19 protein-coding genes are annotated in these 19,075 nt (G+C 45.6%); 10 read left to right on the top strand and 9 right to left on the bottom strand.

The window, feature by feature from the left end; all coding sequences use genetic code 11:
* Positions 1 to 9: 9 nt before the first annotated feature.
* From msrB to QUA58_RS04470, 5 genes are all read left to right on the top strand, one after another.
* Positions 10 to 408: a peptide-methionine (R)-S-oxide reductase MsrB gene (gene msrB / locus QUA58_RS04490; RefSeq protein WP_333254318.1), complete on the top strand. Its 399-nt coding sequence runs from the start codon at positions 10 to 12 to the stop codon at positions 406 to 408.
* A 275-nt stretch (positions 409 to 683) separates the two neighbouring features.
* Positions 684 to 1,412: a UMP kinase gene (gene pyrH, locus QUA58_RS04485; RefSeq protein ID WP_333254320.1), complete on the top strand. Its 729-nt coding sequence runs from the start codon at positions 684 to 686 to the stop codon at positions 1,410 to 1,412.
* Complete coding sequence (gene frr, locus QUA58_RS04480) at positions 1,399 to 1,947, top strand: ribosome recycling factor (RefSeq protein WP_333393167.1); 549 nt, start codon at positions 1,399 to 1,401, stop codon at positions 1,945 to 1,947. Before pyrH ends, frr begins: the two co-directional genes overlap by 14 nt.
* Positions 1,948 to 2,802: 855 nt before the next feature.
* Positions 2,803 to 3,258, top strand: a complete 456-nt coding sequence (locus QUA58_RS04475; RefSeq protein ID WP_333393166.1) for an NADAR domain-containing protein — start codon at positions 2,803 to 2,805, stop codon at positions 3,256 to 3,258.
* Between the two features lie 370 nt (positions 3,259 to 3,628).
* Positions 3,629 to 6,634, top strand: coding sequence for a GAF domain-containing protein (locus QUA58_RS04470; RefSeq protein ID WP_333393165.1), 3,006 nt, complete (start codon positions 3,629 to 3,631; stop codon positions 6,632 to 6,634).
* A 148-nt stretch (positions 6,635 to 6,782) separates the two neighbouring features.
* Here QUA58_RS04470 and QUA58_RS04465 read toward each other — a convergent pair whose 3' ends face one another.
* From QUA58_RS04465 to QUA58_RS04455, 3 genes are all read right to left on the bottom strand, one after another.
* On the bottom strand, positions 6,783 to 7,559 hold the full coding sequence (locus tag QUA58_RS04465) for a pentapeptide repeat-containing protein (RefSeq protein WP_333393164.1): 777 nt from the start codon (positions 7,557 to 7,559) through the stop codon (positions 6,783 to 6,785).
* 260 nt (positions 7,560 to 7,819) lie between these two features.
* Positions 7,820 to 8,464 carry a pentapeptide repeat-containing protein gene (locus QUA58_RS04460; RefSeq protein WP_333254329.1) on the bottom strand — a complete coding sequence of 215 codons (645 nt, stop codon included), beginning with the start codon at positions 8,462 to 8,464 and terminating at the stop codon, positions 7,820 to 7,822.
* A 531-nt stretch (positions 8,465 to 8,995) separates the two neighbouring features.
* On the bottom strand, positions 8,996 to 9,118 hold the full coding sequence (locus QUA58_RS04455; protein WP_333393163.1) for a hypothetical protein: 123 nt from the start codon (positions 9,116 to 9,118) through the stop codon (positions 8,996 to 8,998).
* 435 nt (positions 9,119 to 9,553) lie between these two features.
* Between QUA58_RS04455 and QUA58_RS04450 the strand changes: the two genes are divergently transcribed.
* Entirely contained in the window at positions 9,554 to 9,991 is a 438-nt protein-coding gene (locus QUA58_RS04450) for a helix-turn-helix domain-containing protein (RefSeq protein WP_333254331.1), read from the top strand.
* A gap of 302 nt (positions 9,992 to 10,293) precedes the next feature.
* On the opposite strand, the gene QUA58_RS04445 is transcribed toward QUA58_RS04450, so the two are convergent.
* The gene (locus QUA58_RS04445; protein ID WP_006632109.1) at positions 10,294 to 10,647 is read right to left on the bottom strand and encodes a metal-sensing transcriptional repressor; all 354 of its coding nucleotides are present in this window, start codon (positions 10,645 to 10,647) and stop codon (positions 10,294 to 10,296) included.
* Positions 10,648 to 10,824: 177 nt separating this feature from the next.
* On the opposite strand from QUA58_RS04445, the gene QUA58_RS04440 reads away from it, so the two are divergent.
* The 3 genes from QUA58_RS04440 to QUA58_RS04430 all read left to right on the top strand — a co-directional run bounded on the left by QUA58_RS04440 (position 10,825) and on the right by QUA58_RS04430 (position 12,988).
* Positions 10,825 to 12,114, top strand: a complete 1,290-nt coding sequence (locus QUA58_RS04440) for an HhoA/HhoB/HtrA family serine endopeptidase (protein ID WP_333254333.1) — start codon at positions 10,825 to 10,827, stop codon at positions 12,112 to 12,114.
* Positions 12,115 to 12,219: 105 nt separating this feature from the next.
* Positions 12,220 to 12,870 (top strand): RNA ligase family protein, encoded by a 651-nt coding sequence (locus QUA58_RS04435; RefSeq protein ID WP_333393162.1) that lies wholly within the window; start codon positions 12,220 to 12,222, stop codon positions 12,868 to 12,870.
* Positions 12,845 to 12,988, top strand: a complete 144-nt coding sequence (locus QUA58_RS04430) for a hypothetical protein (protein WP_333393161.1) — start codon at positions 12,845 to 12,847, stop codon at positions 12,986 to 12,988. Before QUA58_RS04435 ends, QUA58_RS04430 begins: the two co-directional genes overlap by 26 nt.
* Before the next feature lie 47 nt (positions 12,989 to 13,035).
* Here the strand turns inward: QUA58_RS04430 and QUA58_RS04425 are convergent, their stop codons facing one another.
* Entirely contained in the window at positions 13,036 to 14,436 is a 1,401-nt protein-coding gene (locus QUA58_RS04425) for an ADP-ribosylglycohydrolase family protein (RefSeq protein ID WP_333393160.1), read from the bottom strand.
* Positions 14,437 to 14,467: 31 nt separating this feature from the next.
* Complete coding sequence (locus tag QUA58_RS04420) at positions 14,468 to 16,096, bottom strand: DarT ssDNA thymidine ADP-ribosyltransferase family protein (protein ID WP_333393159.1); 1,629 nt, start codon at positions 16,094 to 16,096, stop codon at positions 14,468 to 14,470.
* A gap of 357 nt (positions 16,097 to 16,453) precedes the next feature.
* Between QUA58_RS04420 and QUA58_RS04415 the strand changes: the two genes are divergently transcribed.
* Complete coding sequence (locus QUA58_RS04415) at positions 16,454 to 16,672, top strand: hypothetical protein (protein ID WP_333393158.1); 219 nt, start codon at positions 16,454 to 16,456, stop codon at positions 16,670 to 16,672.
* A 183-nt stretch (positions 16,673 to 16,855) separates the two neighbouring features.
* Here the strand turns inward: QUA58_RS04415 and QUA58_RS04410 are convergent, their stop codons facing one another.
* From QUA58_RS04410 to QUA58_RS04400, 3 genes are all read right to left on the bottom strand, one after another.
* Positions 16,856 to 17,251, bottom strand: a complete 396-nt coding sequence (locus QUA58_RS04410) for an ACP S-malonyltransferase (RefSeq protein ID WP_333393157.1) — start codon at positions 17,249 to 17,251, stop codon at positions 16,856 to 16,858.
* Entirely contained in the window at positions 17,248 to 17,622 is a 375-nt protein-coding gene (locus QUA58_RS04405; protein ID WP_333393156.1) for a DUF433 domain-containing protein, read from the bottom strand. The genes QUA58_RS04410 and QUA58_RS04405 overlap by 4 nt, the downstream gene beginning before the upstream one ends.
* Before the next feature lie 102 nt (positions 17,623 to 17,724).
* Positions 17,725 to 18,939, bottom strand: coding sequence for a glutathione S-transferase family protein (locus QUA58_RS04400; protein WP_333393155.1), 1,215 nt, complete (start codon positions 18,937 to 18,939; stop codon positions 17,725 to 17,727).
* Positions 18,940 to 19,075 lie beyond the last annotated feature (136 nt).

The following is a 19,075-nucleotide window of genomic DNA, read 5'->3' as shown; positions in this document are numbered from 1 at the left end:
CATCAAATTATGACTGAAAAAGTTCAAAAAACCGACGCAGAATGGCAACAACAACTCACGCCCGAACAGTTCAAAGTCGCCCGAAAGAAGGGAACGGAAAGAGCTTTTAGCGGCGAATATCACGACAGCAAAAAAACCGGAACTTATAAGTGTATTTGCTGCGGCACTGAGCTATTTGAATCAGAAACAAAGTTCGATTCCGGTACGGGTTGGCCGAGTTTCTACGCTCCCGTTAGCGAAGAAAATGTCAAGTGCGAGTCGGATAACACCTTGTTCATGCGCCGAACAGAGGTACTGTGCGCTGTTTGCGACGCTCATCTCGGTCACGTATTTAACGACGGGCCCAAACCTACCGGTCAGCGTTACTGCATGAATTCTGCTGCTCTTAATTTCGTACCCAAGGATTGATTCTTTTAGGGGCTAGCTAGAAGCCCAACCCCTACTCCCCACAAAAAATCAACCCGGTTGTGGAACAGGCATCTTGCCTGTTCACCTAGCATTCACTGAGAAAAAATCAATCCCGTTGTGGAACAGGCATCTTGCCTGTTCACCTAGCAGCCCACGCAACAAACAAATTCTCTGGCAGCACAAGCGGGATGCTTGTTCTGGGTAATTGATGTTCAAAATGCACCCGTACTGCTATCTTATTGTGGAGGCAAAAAGAGTAAAAAAATAGTGGCGGCATGGGGATGGTTTATCAGCGAGTTTTGCTGAAGCTCAGCGGTGAAGCGCTGATGGGCAGCTTGGGCTACGGCATCGATCCGATAGTCGTTCAGTCGATCGCCCAGGAAGTAGCCCAAGTCGTGTCCCAAGGCATTCAAATTGCGATCGTTGTCGGCGGCGGCAACATTTTTCGCGGGGTGAAAGCTGCTTCAGCAGGGATGGATCGGGCAACGGCTGATTATGTGGGCATGATTGCTACGGTGATGAATGCTATCACTTTGCAGGATGCCCTGGAACAAGCAGGAGTGCCAACGAGGGTGCAATCGGCGATCGCCATGCAAGAAGTAGCTGAACCCTACATCCGGCGGCGGGCAATTCGCCACCTAGAAAAAAAACGAGTAGTGATTTTTGGTGCCGGTTCTGGCAACCCTTTTTTTACTACTGATACTACAGCCGCTTTGCGGGCGGCTGAAATTGATGCAGAGGTGATTTTTAAAGCTACTAAGGTAGATGGGGTGTACGATTCCGACCCCCACCTCAACCCCAACGCGCGCAGGTATCAAACCCTCACCTATGCCCACGTCTTGAATCAAGATTTGCGGGTGATGGACAGTACGGCGATCGCCCTTTGCAAAGAAAATAATATTCCTATTATGGTATTTGACCTCTCGGTGTCGGGCAACATCTACCGAGCTGTAATGGGAGAATCTATTGGAACTCTTGTCGGAGGTTTTTGTGAAGTTAGCTGAAGCAGAAGATCATATGCAAAAGGCAGTTGAGGCTACTCAACGGTCTTTTAATACTATTCGGACGGGACGGGCCAACGCCTCTCTCCTCGATCGAGTCATGGTAGATTACTACGGCTCTCCAACTCCGATCAAATCCCTTGCCAACATCGGCACGCCGGATGCGACTACGATCACCATTCAACCGTTCGATCGTACAGCGCTTACCTCGATCGAAAAAGCAATTTCCCTGTCCGATGTAGGACTCGTGCCCAACAACGACGGTTCAGTTATTCGCTTGAACATTCCGCCGCTGACGAGCGACAGACGCCAAGAATTTGTCAAAATGGCCAGTAAGTTTGCTGAAGAAGGTAAAGTTGCAATTCGCAATATCCGCCGCGATGCCGTTGACTCGATTCGCAAGCAGGAAAAAAGCAGCGATCTCTCTAAAGATGAATCGCGGGACTTGCAAGATAAAATTCAAAAGCTGACGGATAAGTACATTGCCAAAATAGAAGAAGTTCTAGCAGCGAAAGAGAAAGATATCACGACTGTCTAATAGTTTGTAGTTCATTGTTATTAGTTATTGGTTATTAGTTATTAGTGAGTTGATCCTCATGACTAATAACTAATAACTCATGACAACAGAAAACAAACAACAGACAAATGACTAAAATGTTTGATTGCATTATTGTCGGTCGATCGCCACTTCAGGGGAACTGATACAGCATATTCCATGTAGATGTAGAGAGCGAGAAACCGGGTTTCTTGAACAGAATTAGTTGATAGGCGAGAACTGTAAAGAAACCCGGTTTCTGGGTGTACTTCATAAACTTGGAATACGCTGTATGGTTTGGGTCAGTGGTTTGGATCGGGCCTTCTATCAGTTTACAGGAGCTGCGAATCAGAGCGGGCGTCAAATTGCCGATGACTACTAAGTTGATGAGCAAAATTTTGTGCGGTGAACTGCGTTATGCCAATATCGCTAACCGCGCTCTTCCAAAGCTGATGCCGTTTTAGAACGAAGGAAGAAGAAATCATCTTAAATCCCAATTTCTTATTTTCAATTCTTAATCGTTAATTAAAATCGGAACTATATGATTTCGGCTTGCATCCGAATAATATTTTTCGGAGTGTAGCGCAAGTGTCCTCGCTCGCACTAAGTCTAAGCGCATCTAAATTTTACAGTCAAGTTTGCTGAAATTATTGTGGAGCGAACTCTAGCAGCCAGCCCAAAAATACAATTTAGATGCCCAAAAGCTTACACTCCGTTCGCTGTGGATGACGCGAGCGCGCTCATAATTCCGATGTAACGCGATTTGATATTACATCCTATTTATACTACCGGTAAGGTACACAATGCACGCCTTACATACATAGGTTATGCGTAAATCCTGTACAATCTAAAATAAATATGATAATTTATTTTTATAAAGTAGAAAAGCCTTACGGCTGCTTTTCTAATTTTTCACTACACGACATTTCTCTGCACGGTCAATATTGGTTGACTGTGGAACATTACTATCAAGCCCAAAAATTTGTCGGTAGCGCTGATGAAAGATTAGTCGCGGCGATTCAAGCCGTAGCAACTCCTCAAGAAGCCGCTAAATTAGGTCGCGATCCCAACCACCGGATTCGCGCTGATTGGGAAGCAGTGAAAATTCCCATCATGCGCGAAGCAGTTTTAACTAAGTTTCTCGCTCATACAGACATTCAAGCTATTCTCCTCGCCACAGGGGATCGAGTGATTGTCGAGGATTCGCCAACGGATTACTACTGGGGGTGTGGCTGCGATCGAACCGGTCAAAATCATTTGGGTAAAATTCTGATGAGCGTGCGCCAAGAAATTAGTCAGCGCCTTGCGCGCTGATAGAAACTCAAATTCTTTCGTTAATTATCATTATATGAAGTTATACAACAAATGTCAAGTTATCCTAACAATGAAGAATTCTCATAGTGAAAGTTTAAGATTGCGAGAAATTTATAAGAGCATTAAAATAATAATTATTATTGGGTTAAGTCGCTCTGCCTGTTGAAGGCAAGGATTAAACCGGCGCGATCGCAGATTTTACTTACCCCAGCCCACCAGAGGCGATACACCGTCGTCTCTGACAAGTGCGCGACGGATTAATTGTACAGATCGGTTGAGTCAAAAACTCAGGGTGAGGCATTTGAGTTCGATCGCGACCACAGCACCTCAAAACTTCTTATTATCATTGTATAAGTACAAAAGGAGATTTATGCAACTCAGAGAAAATACGCAAGAATTACATCATAAACTAGACAGAGAAGTTTTGATACGGCGGATAACAGAACGCATCCGCCAATCTCTAGAATTAGAAGATATTTTAACCAGTACGGTAGCAGAAGTGCGGTCTTTTTTGAAAACAGATCGCATTATGATTTACAGGTTTAGTGCTGACGGCAGTGGAGAAGTTGTTGCAGAGTCAATTAATAACAACCATCTCCCTTCCTTGAAAGGACTGCACTTTCCAGCAGACGACATTCCCGCGCGCGCCCGGGAGATGTATGTCACTTTGCGCCAGCGGACAATAATAGATGTTAACTCAGGGACGATCGTCCTGAGTCCCCTCGATGCTGCAGACACCGGTCAACCTTTAGTAAAGGAAGAGATGCACTACAGATCGCTCGATCCTTGCCACACCGCTTACCTGATGGCAATGGGAGTGCAATCTTCCTTAGTCGTGCCGATTTTGCACCGGAGGAGCGCGTCGCAAAACAGCAACACAGATATCTGCGATGCCGCGACTTGTCTGACTCGATACGAGCCAGGAAACAATCAAAAAATTCACATCGAACTGTGGGGACTTTTAGTGTCTCACCACTGTACCCCCCTCAATATTTCACCAGCAGATTTAGAAGTAGTTCAGCTCGTATCAGATCAATTGTCTAGCGCTATAGCCCACGCACTCCTCCTGCAGCAAACCCGCTCTCAAGCCGCCCGGGAAGCCACCGTGAGCCGCATAGCAGCCCTGTTGTACGGTCACGTCAACATTCAACTGCAACAGGGTTTAGAAGCCACCGTCACCGCTTTGGGCGGCAGCGGCGGCAGACTCTATCTCAACCCGCCGAAAATCAACGGTGAAAAGTTATCTGCTCCCAAGATTGAAGGAGGATTTCCCATTGCCCCTGCCCAAAGTGATGCTACCTTTGAACTGTTCACCACAGGAGAACAACCGACACTTCCCAACTGGGAAAAAGTTAAGGAGCTCGAAGCTCATCCCCTCTGGCAGGAATGGCTCACCAAAGGATTTAAAAATACCGAAGAACTTCCCAAGTTGCCAATAATTACTAACTCTCAGTTCCCTGTTTTGATCATTACCAACTTATACAAAGAACCTCTATTTAGAGTTTTAGTTCCTGCTTTCCAATCTACTAAAATTAGGGGTTTGCTGGTAATTCCCCTCCACTACAAACAACAAGTAGTCGGCTGTTTGACCATTTTTCGCAATGCAATTGATACCGAAAAAATGTGGGCGGGGCGCTTTGACAGCAGCGCTGCACAAATCCTTCCGAGACAATCCTTTGAAGTCTGGCGAGAAATAAAAAAAGGTCAGTCGCCCGAGTGGAAGTGCGATGAAATTGAGCAAGCTTTAGCTATAGGCAGCCAATTTTGTTCGGCAATTGGGCAGTACGTTCTTTATAAAGAAGTCCAAACCCTGAATGCCAACTTGGAGCGCCAAGTTCAAGAACGCACCGCCCAATTGCAAAAATCCTTGGACTTTGCCAAAGTATTGACGCGAGTTAGAGACCAGATTCGCAGCACCTTAGATTTAAAAATCATACTGCAAACTATTGTGCGAGAAGTCAGAGTTTTGTTGGATACCGATCGCACGGTAATCTACCAATTTGCAGCAGATAAACAGGGCGAGGTAGTTGTCGAAGCTGTTTGCGGCGAGTGGCGGTCAATTTTGGGTATCACATCTCCACAAGAATGCTTTCCCGAAGGCTCAGACTGCTTTTATCGAGCCGGACGGGTGCGAGCAATTAATGATATTTATACTGAGGATTTAACACCCTGTCACCGCGATTTTTTGGAAGATTTGCAGGTGAGAGGAAGTTTAATTGTGCCGATGAGAGGCAAAGATTCCCAATTGTGGGGGTTGCTGATTGCCCATGAGTGTTCGGGGCCGAGAGTTTGGCAAACCGCAGAACAGGAATTGGTGCAACATTTAGCGACTCAAGCTGCGATCGCCATTCACCAAGCAGAACTTTATCAAGAAAGTCTCAATGCAGCAACTGCCGATCGATTAAAAGCCGAACAGCTAGCTAAAACCCTCAAAGAACTGCACAATACCCAAGCCCAACTGATTCAAACCGAAAAAATGTCCAGTCTCGGACAACTCCTGGCCGGAGTCGCCCACGAAATCAATAACCCCGTTAACTTTATCTACGGCAATCTGTCCCACGCCAGCGAATACACCAAAGATTTACTCTGCTTGGTGGAACTCTACCGCCAGCACTACCCCAATCCCAACCCAGAAATTAGCGAGTGTTCCGAAGCAATCGACATCGAATTTCTTGCCGAAGATTTGCCAAAAATTTTGGGTTCCATGACAGTCGGAGTTGAACGCATCCGCCAGTTAGTTGTATCTTTGCGTAATTTTTCCAGAACCGATCAAGCCGAGAAAAAAGCCGTTGACATTCACGAGGGCATCGACAGTACCCTGTTGATTTTGCAGCACCGGATAAAAGCCAATTCCGATCACACCACCGTAGAAATTATTAAAGAATATGGCAAGTTGCCCTTAGTAGAATGCTATGCCAGCTCGCTCAATCAGGTATTTATGAATCTGATCGGTAATTCCCTTGACGCCCTAGAAATGGGGAAAAAAGAGCGAGTTATGGATCTTCCCTTTAAAGCCGCAAGTGCAGCGGCAACGCATTTAAGCTCCCAAATACTGCCTATTGAGTCAGGAGATATACAGGCAACCACCGAGTGTTTGATTCCTGATTTCCCATCCCCTTGCATTCGGATTCGCACTGAATTAATCGATGAAAAAACGGTAGGAATTTGCATTGCAGACAATGGTCACGGCATCCCCAAAGAGTTAATTTCTCATATATTTAATCCGTTTTTTACTACTAAACCCGTAGGTCGGGGCACGGGTTTAGGACTGTCTATCAGTTACCAAATTGTAGTTGAGAAACACCAAGGCGTACTTAAGTGTGTTTCTGTACCCGGTCATGGTACAGAGTTCTGGATCGAGATTCCCCTGAATTAGGCAACCGTCAATCGATTTTAGATTTTAGATTTTAGATTTTAGAGGCGACCCCACGAATAAATGCGGGGGCTGGAGGATTTTCGATTTTCGATTTTGGATTGATTCCACGGATAAATCACGTGGCGGGTACCACCTTTGAAATTCTTGGTCAAGGCAAGATTAGCTTCACCAGCACAGAACCGATCGAACCGAGAAGACTCATAAAGTCGCCGCGGCTGGAAGTGCGGGGTTCCGTAGGCTTTTGGCGTGCAACAATGGCTTCGCCTAACTGCTTTGACAACTCCTGACCTTGGGGATTTCCTTGATCTGCAAAGAGTTTGTTTGCTATTGCAGCGTCTTGAGTCGCGCCGGCGAAGTCTCCTAAGTCAGCGCGAGACATACTGCGCGCAAAATAAACGGCGGCTAAATCCGATTTCAGATTCAGCGCTTGATTGTAATAATCAATGGCGTTTCTGTAGTTTCCGGCTTGAGCTTCCAGCACTCCCAACCGGTAGAAGTCTTCAGCGGTGCCGATATTGGTTGGCATTCCTCTAACTCCGAGCAGTTGCGCGTTAGTTAAATTAGCGCCTTGCAAATTGGCGTCGCTGAGATAGGCACTTCTCAAGTCAGCACCGCTGAGGTTCGCACCGCTGAGGTTGGCCCCCGTCAGGTTGACGCCAAACAGGCTGGTGCCGCTGAGGTTGGCACCGCTGAGGTCAGCCCCGGTAAGGTTGGCTCGACTGAGGTTAGCCAACCTTAAGTCAGCACCTTTGAGATTGGCTCCGGTTAAATTGGCTAAAACTAAGCCTGCACTGCTGAGTTCGCAGTTGGGACACTCTCGGGTGGCTAGTAATTGTTGCGTGTGTTGGATGTTCTCGGCGGCGGCAGGAGCGATCGGGGCGATCGCGCTCAGCAGCGTTACAGCAGCGAGGATTCTGAGTTTCATTTTAACCGTCCAAAATCAAAAATATTAAATCTAAAATAGCTTTTCTCGAAGCAATTGAAAATCACCATAACACAAGTTCACCCAACAAATCTTTTGACTTGCCGTATGTAGGGGTTCTGTGCGCCATCAGCACCCTACATTGAAGTTCTCGGCCTTACCTGAGTGTCAAATAAAGATTTCGCTGCCAATAAATTAGGGTAATGAAAACCTCATTACCCTTTAGCCGCTGTTCTCGGCAACCATAAAAATTAACAAATAAATTAGTCGTGAATCGTGCCGTCGGGCATCGTTGTACCCTTAAGATATACTCCGCTCAGGTTAACTTTTGTAAGGTTTGCTCCCAACAGGTTTGCTCCGCTTAAGTCTGACGCACTTAAAATCGCTTCAGTCAAGTCTGCCCTAATTAGACTCGCCCCCATTAAGTCGGCTCCGCTAAGGTCTACTTTGCTCAAGTTTGCGCCAATTAAATCGCATTCTGTCAGCACCGCCCTACGCAAGTTTACTCCGTAAAGATTTACTCCGTGCAAGTCTGCACGGCTGAGTGTGGCCCGAGATATGTTGGCTCCAATTAAAGTTGCTTGGATCAGGGAAGCTCCGCTCAAGTCTGCTTTGCTGAGGTTCGCTCCCATCAACTCAGCTCGATTCAGGTTAGCTTCAACTAAAAGTGCTTCTGTGAGGTCGGCTCCACCTAAGTCTGCTTTGCTCAAATTAATCTTGCACAAATTGGCTTTGCCAAAGTTGACTCTGTTGAGTTTGGCTTTGCTGAGATTGGCTCCAATCAGGTCGGCTTCATACAGATTGGCTCCAATCAATTCTGCTTCGTAGAGGTAGACCTCGTGCAGGTAGACCCCGCTAAAATTTCTTTCTCCTATTGCGTATAGCTTGAGCAGTTCGTCAACGTTCATTGTGGCTTCTCTACACCTTTTAAATGAAGAATACTGTCAGCAAGCTGGTTGCACCGGATGTTCTGCAATTTTCGGTTCTGAAATATTCAGACCCAGCCTGAAAATTCCCTCAATCTGCAAGGTTTGAGTAAAAATTAGATGGTTTGGTGAGGGTGAAGGACAAAGCTGCTTTCTCTTTTCCCTTTTGTGAGAAATTAATATTTAAAAATATTAACAACAAGTTCGATCGCACTTCCTAAGTAAATCCCCAAGATTCTAGGTGGAAAGTCCGATCGAACCCATAACTTTTTGTGGGTAGTTGAGCTTACTGAGTAATACTGTGACCAAGATCACAAGCCTAGGTTAGTAGGATCACATAGAAACCCCCCTTTCGATCACAGCAGGCGGGCAAAAATAGCCGATACTTATACTGTAAGGCTGAGAAATTGACAATGCCACCCTCGTCGTGTTTTACTCAATTGGCGATAAAGCCAGTAGTTTCACTGATACTTGCCCGCTTGCTGTGAAAGTCGGTTGCAACGTCACTCGGCGCTACCCGCTCTGACCGATGAGAGTGCTGATATCTAAGGATTTTTCGCACAGCGAAAGCCAAAAATGCAGTTCGGGGACTAGGGGAATGTCTGTATAAAAATGCGATCGCTGGTGTACAGACATTCCCCTGTTTGCTAGCACCTAATGGCTAAAAATCGCTTATACGTTCGCAAAAAATACCAATAAATACCAGGAAAACCATGATAAATGTTTAACAATAAGAGAATAAATGGTATTCCTTAAGAGTCACCTATTGCCGGTAATGTTACAGTCGAGCGGTTCACTGCTATCACTATTAGCAATGACGCTTGTCCATCAAATACAAAAATGATCCAGAAAGCGGGTTTTTTACCCAAAAAAATCATGGCAACCTTGCTCCAGGTTAAAATAATCCGGTTTCTGAGCGTCTGACTGCCTCCAGGAAGGAAAAAGTTTAATGAGAACGATCGCTTTTGTATTGCTTCAGGGCAAACAAAAGGTCAGCATTTAGGATAGGAGCAGCTTTTGCTCCATTGTCAAACAAAGGTATTGTAGAACGCGAATCGTGAGGTAATTGATATGGCTGGAGTATGTAAACTTAGCATCACAGAGACAATTGAAGAACTAAAAAACCTGTTAACTGAACAAAAAACAGCAAGCGGCTTTCAAAAAATTCAAGCACTTTACCTGTTCAAAATTTGTCACGTTAAGACAGTTAAAGAATTGGCAATGACGATCGGGGTAAATCGAATTACAGTGCAGCGGTGGCTGAGAAAGTACCGCTCTGAGGGACTCGAAGGACTCCTCGAAACAAAGCACAGCGGCGGCCGCAAGCCGGCTATTCCTCCTGTGGCCCGCGCTAGTTTGGCAATGCGCCTCAGCGACCCCCAGGAAGGCTTTAAAAGCTATGGAGAAATTCAAGAGTGGTTGCAGCAGGAATACAGCATTGAAGCTTCCTATAAAGCAGTTTATGCAACAGTCAGATACCACCTAAAAGCCAAGCTGACCAAAGTCTAGACAGTTCATAGCACGTTGGATTAAGCACCGATTATCTAATTGTTTGCCGTCAGCTTTGGAAGATTTTGAGGAGTTGCGTAATCCCGACAAACGTGACTAATTCTTTTTTAAGAAAACTCGCTCTCATAAACTGCGGATCATATAAATTATATGTTGTGGCAATGGGGGTGAAGGGGAGAAGGTTTGACGCTTTTCCCGTGTTTGTGAAAGATGCTTTAAAAATTAGCCAGAAAGCATAACTTGGAAGTTTTGTCTAATCTAATTTGCAGGTTTTGTTATATGGATGTAAAAATTGGCAGCGGCTAAGGCAAAAATCGATCCAAAGCCGCTTTCAACTCTTCGATTTCCGTATCGATATTACCTTCTTTAGCGGCTCGGGCAATGCACTCGGTTAAGTGTTCGTCAAGAATGATTCTCGCTACGCGATCGAGCGCGCCTCGAACCGCAGCAACTTGCACCAGAACTTCGGGACAGGGACGGTTTTCTTGAACCATTGTTTTAATGCCGCGGACGTGTCCCTCAATCCGAGACAAGCGATTTACCAGCCGCCGCATCGATTCTTCATCGTGATGGTGAGGGTGGACTGATTTATCGTCGTGATGGTGGTGGGAATTTGAGGGCAAGGATTTGTCAGTAGAAGTATCAGATAGAATCATTGGGGTTACGAGGGAAATTTAAAAGTTAGAATTCAGAATATGTTGAGTTGGTGCGGGCTCGTGACTCATGTATTGTAACTGTCAAAATATATTTAGGATCTTCATAGTGGCAGATTATTGAGTCCGCACGATCGCACACCTTTACCAGACTAACCCAGACTAACAAAGATTGACGCTATGCGACTATTTAAGTTTTTTCGCCCCACACCTCGAACGGGTGTTCGTTGGTTGGCCCTAATTTTAGGAATGACGATCGCCCTGAGTGCTCTCTTCATCGATGCTGCACCCGCTTCGGCCGCTGACGGCAAAAATCCGCCCAACTTGCGGGAACAGCCCAAAACAGCCGTGCAGAGAGTACAATCCCAGAGTTCCCCAGCAACCCCCCCGAATCCGCAACTGTTAGCGCTGCGAAGCCCGGAACTCCCGGCGACGGTGGCGGCAGATACCAGCAGTTTTGTGACGGCGGCAGTCGATCGAGTCGGGCCAGCAGTTGTTCGCATTGATACCGAGCGCACAGTCAGCCGCAACCTCGACCCGTTAATGGAAGATCCCTTCTTCCGCAGATTTTTGGGAGAAGATTTACGCAGCATGACACCCAGACAAGAACGCTTACGCGGTCAAGGTTCTGGCTTCATCATTGACAAAAGCGGGATTGTTTTAACCAATGCTCACGTAGTTGATAAAGCCGATCGAGTGACTGTCACCTTAAACGACGGCAGAACATTTCCAGGAGAAGTGCAAGGTACTGACGAAGTAACAGATTTGGCAGTTGTCAAAATTAATACTAAGGAAGTTAACTTGCCCGTGGCAACCTTGGGAGATTCCGAGGCGGTGAAAGTGGGAGATTGGGCGATCGCCGTGGGCAACCCTCTGGGATTTGACAACACCGTCACCTTGGGCATTATCAGCACTCTCAAACGCTCCAGTGCAGCCGTCGGCATCCCCGACAAGCGGCTCGATTTCATTCAAACCGACGCGGCCATCAATCCCGGCAATTCCGGCGGCCCGCTGTTAAACAGCAGAGGAGAAGTGATTGGCATCAACACGGCGATTCGAGCTGATGCAATGGGTATTGGCTTTGCGATTCCGATCGACAAAGCCAAGGCTATCTACGCGCAGTTAGCCAAGGGAGAACAAGTCAGCCATCCGTTTTTAGGGATTCAGATGATTGCTTTGACTCCTGAAATGGCCAGAGAGAATAATGCTGACCCCAATGCTCCTTTGATTGTGCCGGAAGTTAAGGGGGTGTTAGTGATGCGAGTTGTGCCAAATACGCCTGCAGAGGAAGGGGGGATTCGCAAGGGAGATGTCATCGTTCAAATTGACGGCGAGGGAGTGACTCAGCCCGAACAGTTGCAAAATTTGGTGGAAAACAGCCAAATCGGTCAAATTCTCAAACTGAAGGTGCGCCGCGGTGCCCAGACGAAAGATATTGCGGTTCAAACTGCTCAACTGAGAGATTTTTAGAGGAGAAGGAGAAGGGGGAAACTGTTAGAAACCCTTTCCTTCTTCCGACGGCATTACATCCGTTACATCCGTTACATAATCCGTTGCCGAACTTCCTTCCTCTATATGACACGAATTCAGCTTGCATATCCCAAAATTCCAGATAGTAAAAATTGCCCTAACGAACAATGTATAGCTTTTGAAAAGTACGATGGCACTAATTTTCATTGGGTCTGGGAATTTGAACTCGGTTGGTATGCTTTTGGTACGCGCCGCAGTAGATTTGATTTGGATGAAATGGGAATTGCAGAATTTAATGCTGCACATCCAGGTTTAGAAACAGCACCTGAAATATTTAAGAGAGATTTTGCTAGTCCGTTAGAGTCTATATTTCGAGAGAACGAACAGTATCACTGTGCTGAAATTACTGTGTTTACAGAGTTTTTTGGTGCTAGCTCGTTTGCGGGAATGCACCAAAAGGACGATCGCAAACAACTGGTGCTTTTTGATGTGGAAACTGAGGGCGGTATGGTTGTTCCCGATCTGTTTATTCAGGATTTTGGTACATTAAATATTGCGCGAGTGATTTATCGCGGCAAACTGACGGGCAAGTTTATGGATGATCTTCGCAAGGGGAAATACGGTGTGGATGAAGGTGTTGTGTGCAAGGGAGGCGGCAATGCTAATAATCTGTGGATGGTGAAGATTAAGACTGATGCGTATATGCAGAGGTTGCAGCAAGCTTTTAAGGATGATTGGGAAAATTACTGGGAGTAATATCAAAGCTTTGACTTTCTCAAGTTACACAAATTTGGTATTTTTGAACAAACACTCAATGGAACTGCTGCTCGATCGAATCCTCGATGGATTTATGAATGATTTGCGATCGCTATAGAGGTAATATTGACTGGGTTTTCAACAAAGGCTGGAAAACAATACGCGCTAAATGATAAATAATGTTTCACTGGGAGTGTCTGCACGGAAGGCAAACTTGCAGCTTTGACCCACATCGAAATTGATGTGTACAACTGTTACCATTCGCCCTTGGGTAAGAAGAGGTTGTGTATCTACTTCTGCGATCGCACCCTTGCCTAAGCGACGGTGTACAACTCGCATATCGCTATGCACTTCATTGCGAGATAAGCGTTTTCCTAACTTCACACCACTTGTTCCAGAGCGAATTTTTGTTTTGTCTGGTTCACTCACGGCAATTGTAGCTAAATGTTTGCCTAGCCCAATTAAAAATGGGGCATCTTGAATTTGTGATCGCCAGTTCTCAGGAATCGCTTCCAGTCCAAAAGCTCCACCACCTAAGCCTCCAACAAAAGCAGCTATTGAATCGGTATCACTGCCTATCATATTGGCGGCTGTAATAATGTTTTCCTGGGTTTGTTCTGGCTTTCGCGCAAACAGATAAATGCCAGCCATAGCAGTACCTAGTCCAGAGCCTTTGGTGTTGCGGTCAAAACAGCCTAGTTTTTTAAGTACGCTTTCCGGTGATTCATCTTTCCGTAATGCTGACCAGACTAGACGTAACTGCTCAACAGCTTCTTGTTTAGTGTTAGTAAAAACTGTCTCAAAAGGTTCTACTCTTCCTTTATTCCATTCACTCAGCCATACTTTGAGAGCGGGTATTTGCGGAATTTCCAACTGTTTTACCCAATTGCCTAGAATTTCAATTAACTCCTGAGCTGTGATAGATTCTGACCACTGCAAAACACTGTGCAGTGCATAGCCGTAGAGGATAGCTCCTATAATAGCTCTTGGATGACCATGACTGATAATTGAATTGCGCCAGATATCAGCCTCAGCTTGCGTCCAACGCCCAACATTAGCTAAGACATGAGGCGATATCCGCATAGCAGCACCATTAGCGCCACCATCGCGGTAGTCCATCGTTCCTTCTTTCATCTTACGGCTGAAAAAATTACTGTTCCAATCAGCCGACTTGCGCTGTATTTTATGGGCTGCTTCTTTGACAGTGCCACCAGCACCGCGAGCATACTCTAGCCACATAGGATACTCAAAGTCGCAAAAGGTGCGATAGTCAAAGCTTCCATTTGGAGAAATACAAGCCGCAGTACAGATCGTTAATTGGGTATCGTCGGAATAGTCACCAGGGGTCATGTAATCCTCATAACCTTGGAAGCGTCCCCCAACCTGCTTGCTCCATGCCTGATAGTCGGTGACGCGATCGACTCCCATTTTGCGTTTGAGGTCATCGGGCGATCGGATAAATTCTGTCATCCAGCCCATTGCGTCACCCGCGGCCGTCGCCAGTAGGGAGCCAGCAGTACGATTCGATAATAAGTCAATATTAGATGGTTGATTTTTTTCTTGCATAACTAGCCTTATTTAAAAACTACATCACTCACTACTTCAAAAGACCCTTCCAAATCCTAATTTCGCCTTGCCAACCTGCATCCCGCACCTTTTGCTCGTTACCTGGATCTTCATTAACCCCGATCCAGAGAACGTCATCTAAAGAGATACTTTCATGTACTTGTACTTCTGCTTGAATACAAGTGGGTTTGCGATCTAGTAGTCCTTGTCTTGTATATTCTCTCCCTTTTATATCAATTACCACAGACTTGTACATACTTTGAAGTCCGACCAAACCTTCCTTTATGTAAGCCCCCCGTTCTGACGCTGCATTAATCGGGCAAAACAGCGTTCCTTGTTTCCAGAGGTAATCTGGTTTAATAGCCAGCAATACCCAGCACTGGCTCTTGTATTTTGCATAATAAAAATACATCTCGTTGAAACTATTAATGCTACAACAAATGTGGTTCAGCTTCCCATCCCATCTTTCTTCATCTATTTGAGTGTAGGGGCTATTTCGAGACTTTAGTTGCCTGCTTGAGAGTAAACCACCTTCTCGACAAATACCTTGCAAGTTTTCAATAGTAGTAAAATGACACAGGCAGAAAATTCCACGTTCAGCAACAAACGCACGAATTGGTGTTGCTTCTGGAGTATCAGGGCGAGATTCGACACTGGGAAATCCAAATAATAATGCCCGGAACGAGGGAGTTTCTTTTACCCAATCGGGGATTTGAGGGATTATTGATGGTCGCCTAATTTTATTCCGAGCCTTATTCAACAGGGGGAGATTTTCTAAGCAACTCTGCAACTCCGTTAATAACGCATCTTCAGGTAAGTTTTTACTTTTCGCGTCTTCAATCAAAGCAATTGTAATATTTAGATGCTTCTCAAAACTTAAAAATTGACGTATTTCTTCGCTAAAACCTAATATTTCATCTGGCAAAGAATCAGAAAAACTCTCCCTTGAAACAGTTGAGAACGAACGATAAAAAAGCCTTTCCCCATCCCCAGGCAGTTTATTGATTTTATCCAATGCCAGTGCAACTTTTTCATCTGTTGTCTGGAGAGTAGTAAGATACTTATGAAATACAGGTTTCCATAGTCTTGTTTCTCTACTTTTGGCACAGCGTTCTATAATTTCCTCGTCCGTTTCTTCACTAAGAAGCTTTAACTTTAGAGCATTATCCTTGTATTGATTTTGATCTTTACGATATATTTTACGAATATCAAAAACAACGATATCTCCCTCTTTTAGCCGTTCGCTGCCACAAATAACTTTATGGTGGACAAAAACTTCTGCCTTTTTGGAAAGCATACCCAACGACTCTTGTAGGGTCGGCATCCTGCCTGCCTTTGATCTTATTTTCGGGTGTTTATAGCTCTCAAACATTTCCAGCAGCAACGAGTCATGTCTGATAAGAGTCGCACATCCAAAGCCTTTATCATAATCATACCAATCTATCACACCCACTTCTCTAAGTAGGCACAAGTTCTTTGCCTCTTTTTCTTCAATCTCAAAAGTGATAAACTGTCCTCTCCTGAGTTCATCTTCGGAACAACTAATTTCACCAGCATGAATATCCAGTCGTCGTCCGTCTTCGCATTCTAAAATTTTGTAATTAGAATGGCGTTCATTTCGGGAGTTCCCAAACCACTTGAATAGTGCTATTTCACTCATTTTAGAAATGTCTTAAGTTAATTGGAGGAATATCTTGATTTTTTTCTAACGGGCTATCTCCAAATCATCTGGTAACACATTCACCGTCCTTCCTGTTCCTTCACCATCCTCATTTAAGAGTTCAAACACACGAGTTACTTGAGCTTGTGAGGGTGTTACCTTCATGTCAAAGCCTCGTTCAATTACAAGCTGACCAGTTGATTTGATTCTATAGATTATTTTGCGATAACCCATTTTTTATCTCCCTATGTTTTCTACATAAATCTTGCTAAAAAGAAGACGACTAACTTGCATTAACATCAAGTATGGATTGCACGAGTAGCCGCATCTGCTAAAACTTCTTCCATCCAAGTATTGATGCTCTTACCTGCTTTTATAGCAGCTAAAAAAAATACGGCGCTGTTCTGGTGTCGTGCGAAATGGCAGCGGTTAAATGGTTTTTTAATTTTACCATACAGGCACAAAGCTTTGACTTTCTCAAGTTACACAAATTTGGTATTTTTGAACCAACACTCAATGGAACTGCTGCTCGATCGAATCCTCGATCGATTTATGAATGATTTGCGATCGCTATAGATACTTTCATAGACAGTATTTATGCTACTTTTAATACTACCAATGGTAGCACAACGATCGCGCAGATTGCCATTAGGGTGCGTCGCCATCTATAATCTGCAAGTTATATCCAAAATCTCGCAGCGACGCACCCTACGGATTAACTTGTTCGGCTAGCAGCACTGCCTTACTTATTGGCTCACCTTACGGAACAAAAAGACGACCAACGCCCATCCAGGTTTCGATATCCAGCAAGATTTCCAGAATATGATCGACACAACGATTTCGATAGACTCGATCGGCTAAAAATCGATCGGCATCTCCAATCGTAATCACAGGTAGGGAATCCACTGTATTTTCTTCTCGGATCACCTGTTCCAGGGAGTCTTCACCCTTCATGCTGCGGTTGGCAGTAAGCAAAATCATCTGATTTGCCTGAGCAAGTCGCCAAACAACTCGATCGTTACTGTCGATCGACAAATTCATCTGCTTGAAAGTGACAAAACGAATTGGGAGTAGATTTAACCAGCCTTGACTCGCAATATTTCCTAATAAAATCTCTGCATGACCTCCGAGATTGTGATCGATCAGAAAATTCATGCTTCTAATTCGTGTTTGGCTTTCTGCTCTTGAAGTTTTGCCCAAAGAGCCTCTCGACCGGGTTTGGGTGGCATCGCTGCAACGCGGGCTGAATGTTCGCGATTGCGCTCTTCCCAGTAATGCTGAATTTCCTTAGCTTGCCTTAAAACAATTTGATACTCTGCTTCGACTTCTGCACGATTTGCCTCAATGTAGGATAAAGCAACGTTAATCTGATCGTCTGTTAAGTCAAACAAGGAACGGATAAACTTGGGGGGATACTGAGCCGTCAGGTAGTCCATCACATCATAGAGAGTGATGCGCGTACCTGAAATTGTCAGTCCGCGCTCTGTACGAATAATGATTGGTTGGTTGTTGGATACTGAAACCATACCCATAGCCTCTGAAACAGTCTAGGAAATAATCCGATCGTACCTTACAAATCTCTGATGTCGTGTTTGTAGAAACCTTTGAGCAAATCCACGCTTGCCTCCCTACACAAAATTAGCCGGATCTTGATCTCGCCGATGCTTCAGCAGAATCGGAGAACCTTGGCCATCACCCACCAAAGCCGCCGTTTCCTCCAACGCTTCCCTCAATCGCTTGGCCGCGTAAATCGACATATCGCGGGGCACATTCACCCGATCGCGCAAATACCGCAAAGCCGCATCAGAACCACTCGGCGGCGTACAAACTTCGCCAGTCATCATCAAAGTTAAAGCACAACGCAAAGCCTCATCGAATAAGTTGTCATCAGCAGGATTGACTCGAACGATGTTGCGCTGGTGCTTAATGACGCGGTGAAGTGCTTCAGCGCGGGAGGTTTCCGGTTCTGGATACATCACATCCGGGAGTCCAGCCCAAGGCCCATTATCCACGCGGGCTTTGTTGAGTAGCATCTGCGGTTCGCCGTTTTCATAACACCCGCCCATCTGAGGCGGTAAATCGTGGACGTGGGTGTGAAAATCGCTCTGAGTGCCGCGATAGGTGGGGCGGCTTTCCATCGCCGCAAACCAGTCAGCAAAGCGCGGGTTTTCTTCCCGCATTGAGTAGCCTTTGTAGTAGTAAAGACTGGCATTCATCCGTTCGACGTAGGGCGTAAAGATGACATCCGCAGTGCCAAATTCATCGAGGAAATAAGGCCCGGATGTGCTAGCCAGAGCTTTTTCTACTTCGGCGACGACGCTGATAAATTGGTTGCGGTTGTGTTGTTCTGCTTTGGCTGAACTTGCTGGGTAGCACAGCCAGGTGCACCAGGCTCTAAATAGCAGTCGTTCTAACCGCCGCAGGGGTATTACTGCCGGGTTTTCCATGCCCAAACCCAAGGGGCCATAGACTCGTTCGAGGGCGATTAAGATATCATCGCTTTCGGTGATGATGCGGCCGTCTAGTTCGATCGCCGGTAGCATTCCCGATGGCACTTTCCGCTTGTACCAGCTTTCTTTTTCCCCATAGCAGAACATAGTAACTTTGTCAATACGGTAGGGGATTTGTTTTTCTTCTAACCACAGCCAGATTTTTTGGCAGTAAGGACACCAAGCATGGTTATCGCGGTACAGGGTGACTCGCACATCGGATTCGGTTTTACCAAAGAGGCGCAAGCAGGCTTGAGCGTTGGTGGGGCCGTTTGTGCGATCGACTTCAAAGTCTGTGAGGGCTTCTAGTTGTGTCCAGGTTAGAGGGGTGGCGATCGTGGCGGTGGATGTCATAGGTAAATTAGTGCTGATGAGGGTTCCCCAAAATATAGACTAAATGTATAGCTTTTCTTGGTCGCGATCGTCCACAAGTTAGCCACCCCCTTGATGATTCGGCGGTTAAAAGAGACTGTTGACTTTGTATGAAGGG

Source organism: Microcoleus sp. N9_A1, from assembly GCF_036701795.1.
GTDB lineage: Bacteria > Cyanobacteriota > Cyanobacteriia > Cyanobacteriales > Microcoleaceae > Microcoleus.
This window is presented reverse-complemented; position numbering and strand designations above follow the sequence as displayed.

Excerpts from the sequence above, each read along its gene's own strand:
- msrB (WP_333254318.1), top strand. The coding sequence starts at position 10 with ATGACTGAAAAAGTTCAAAAAACCGACGCAGAATGGCAACAACAACTC.
- pyrH (WP_333254320.1), top strand. The coding sequence starts at position 684 with ATGGGGATGGTTTATCAGCGAGTTTTGCTGAAGCTCAGCGGTGAAGCG.
- QUA58_RS04475 (WP_333393166.1), top strand. The coding sequence starts at position 2,803 with ATGATAATTTATTTTTATAAAGTAGAAAAGCCTTACGGCTGCTTTTCT.
- QUA58_RS04470 (WP_333393165.1), top strand. The coding sequence starts at position 3,629 with ATGCAACTCAGAGAAAATACGCAAGAATTACATCATAAACTAGACAGA.
- QUA58_RS04465 (WP_333393164.1), bottom strand. The coding sequence starts at position 7,559 with ATGAAACTCAGAATCCTCGCTGCTGTAACGCTGCTGAGCGCGATCGCC.
- QUA58_RS04460 (WP_333254329.1), bottom strand. The coding sequence starts at position 8,464 with ATGAACGTTGACGAACTGCTCAAGCTATACGCAATAGGAGAAAGAAAT.
- QUA58_RS04455 (WP_333393163.1), bottom strand. The coding sequence starts at position 9,118 with ATGTCTGTACACCAGCGATCGCATTTTTATACAGACATTCCCCTAGTC.
- QUA58_RS04450 (WP_333254331.1), top strand. The coding sequence starts at position 9,554 with ATGGCTGGAGTATGTAAACTTAGCATCACAGAGACAATTGAAGAACTA.
- QUA58_RS04445 (WP_006632109.1), bottom strand. The coding sequence starts at position 10,647 with ATGATTCTATCTGATACTTCTACTGACAAATCCTTGCCCTCAAATTCC.
- QUA58_RS04440 (WP_333254333.1), top strand. The coding sequence starts at position 10,825 with ATGCGACTATTTAAGTTTTTTCGCCCCACACCTCGAACGGGTGTTCGT.
- QUA58_RS04435 (WP_333393162.1), top strand. The coding sequence starts at position 12,220 with ATGACACGAATTCAGCTTGCATATCCCAAAATTCCAGATAGTAAAAAT.
- QUA58_RS04430 (WP_333393161.1), top strand. The coding sequence starts at position 12,845 with ATGATTGGGAAAATTACTGGGAGTAATATCAAAGCTTTGACTTTCTCA.
- QUA58_RS04425 (WP_333393160.1), bottom strand. The coding sequence starts at position 14,436 with ATGCAAGAAAAAAATCAACCATCTAATATTGACTTATTATCGAATCGT.
- QUA58_RS04420 (WP_333393159.1), bottom strand. The coding sequence starts at position 16,096 with ATGAGTGAAATAGCACTATTCAAGTGGTTTGGGAACTCCCGAAATGAA.
- QUA58_RS04415 (WP_333393158.1), top strand. The coding sequence starts at position 16,454 with ATGCTCTTACCTGCTTTTATAGCAGCTAAAAAAAATACGGCGCTGTTC.
- QUA58_RS04410 (WP_333393157.1), bottom strand. The coding sequence starts at position 17,251 with ATGAATTTTCTGATCGATCACAATCTCGGAGGTCATGCAGAGATTTTA.
- QUA58_RS04405 (WP_333393156.1), bottom strand. The coding sequence starts at position 17,622 with ATGGTTTCAGTATCCAACAACCAACCAATCATTATTCGTACAGAGCGC.
- QUA58_RS04400 (WP_333393155.1), bottom strand. The coding sequence starts at position 18,939 with ATGACATCCACCGCCACGATCGCCACCCCTCTAACCTGGACACAACTA.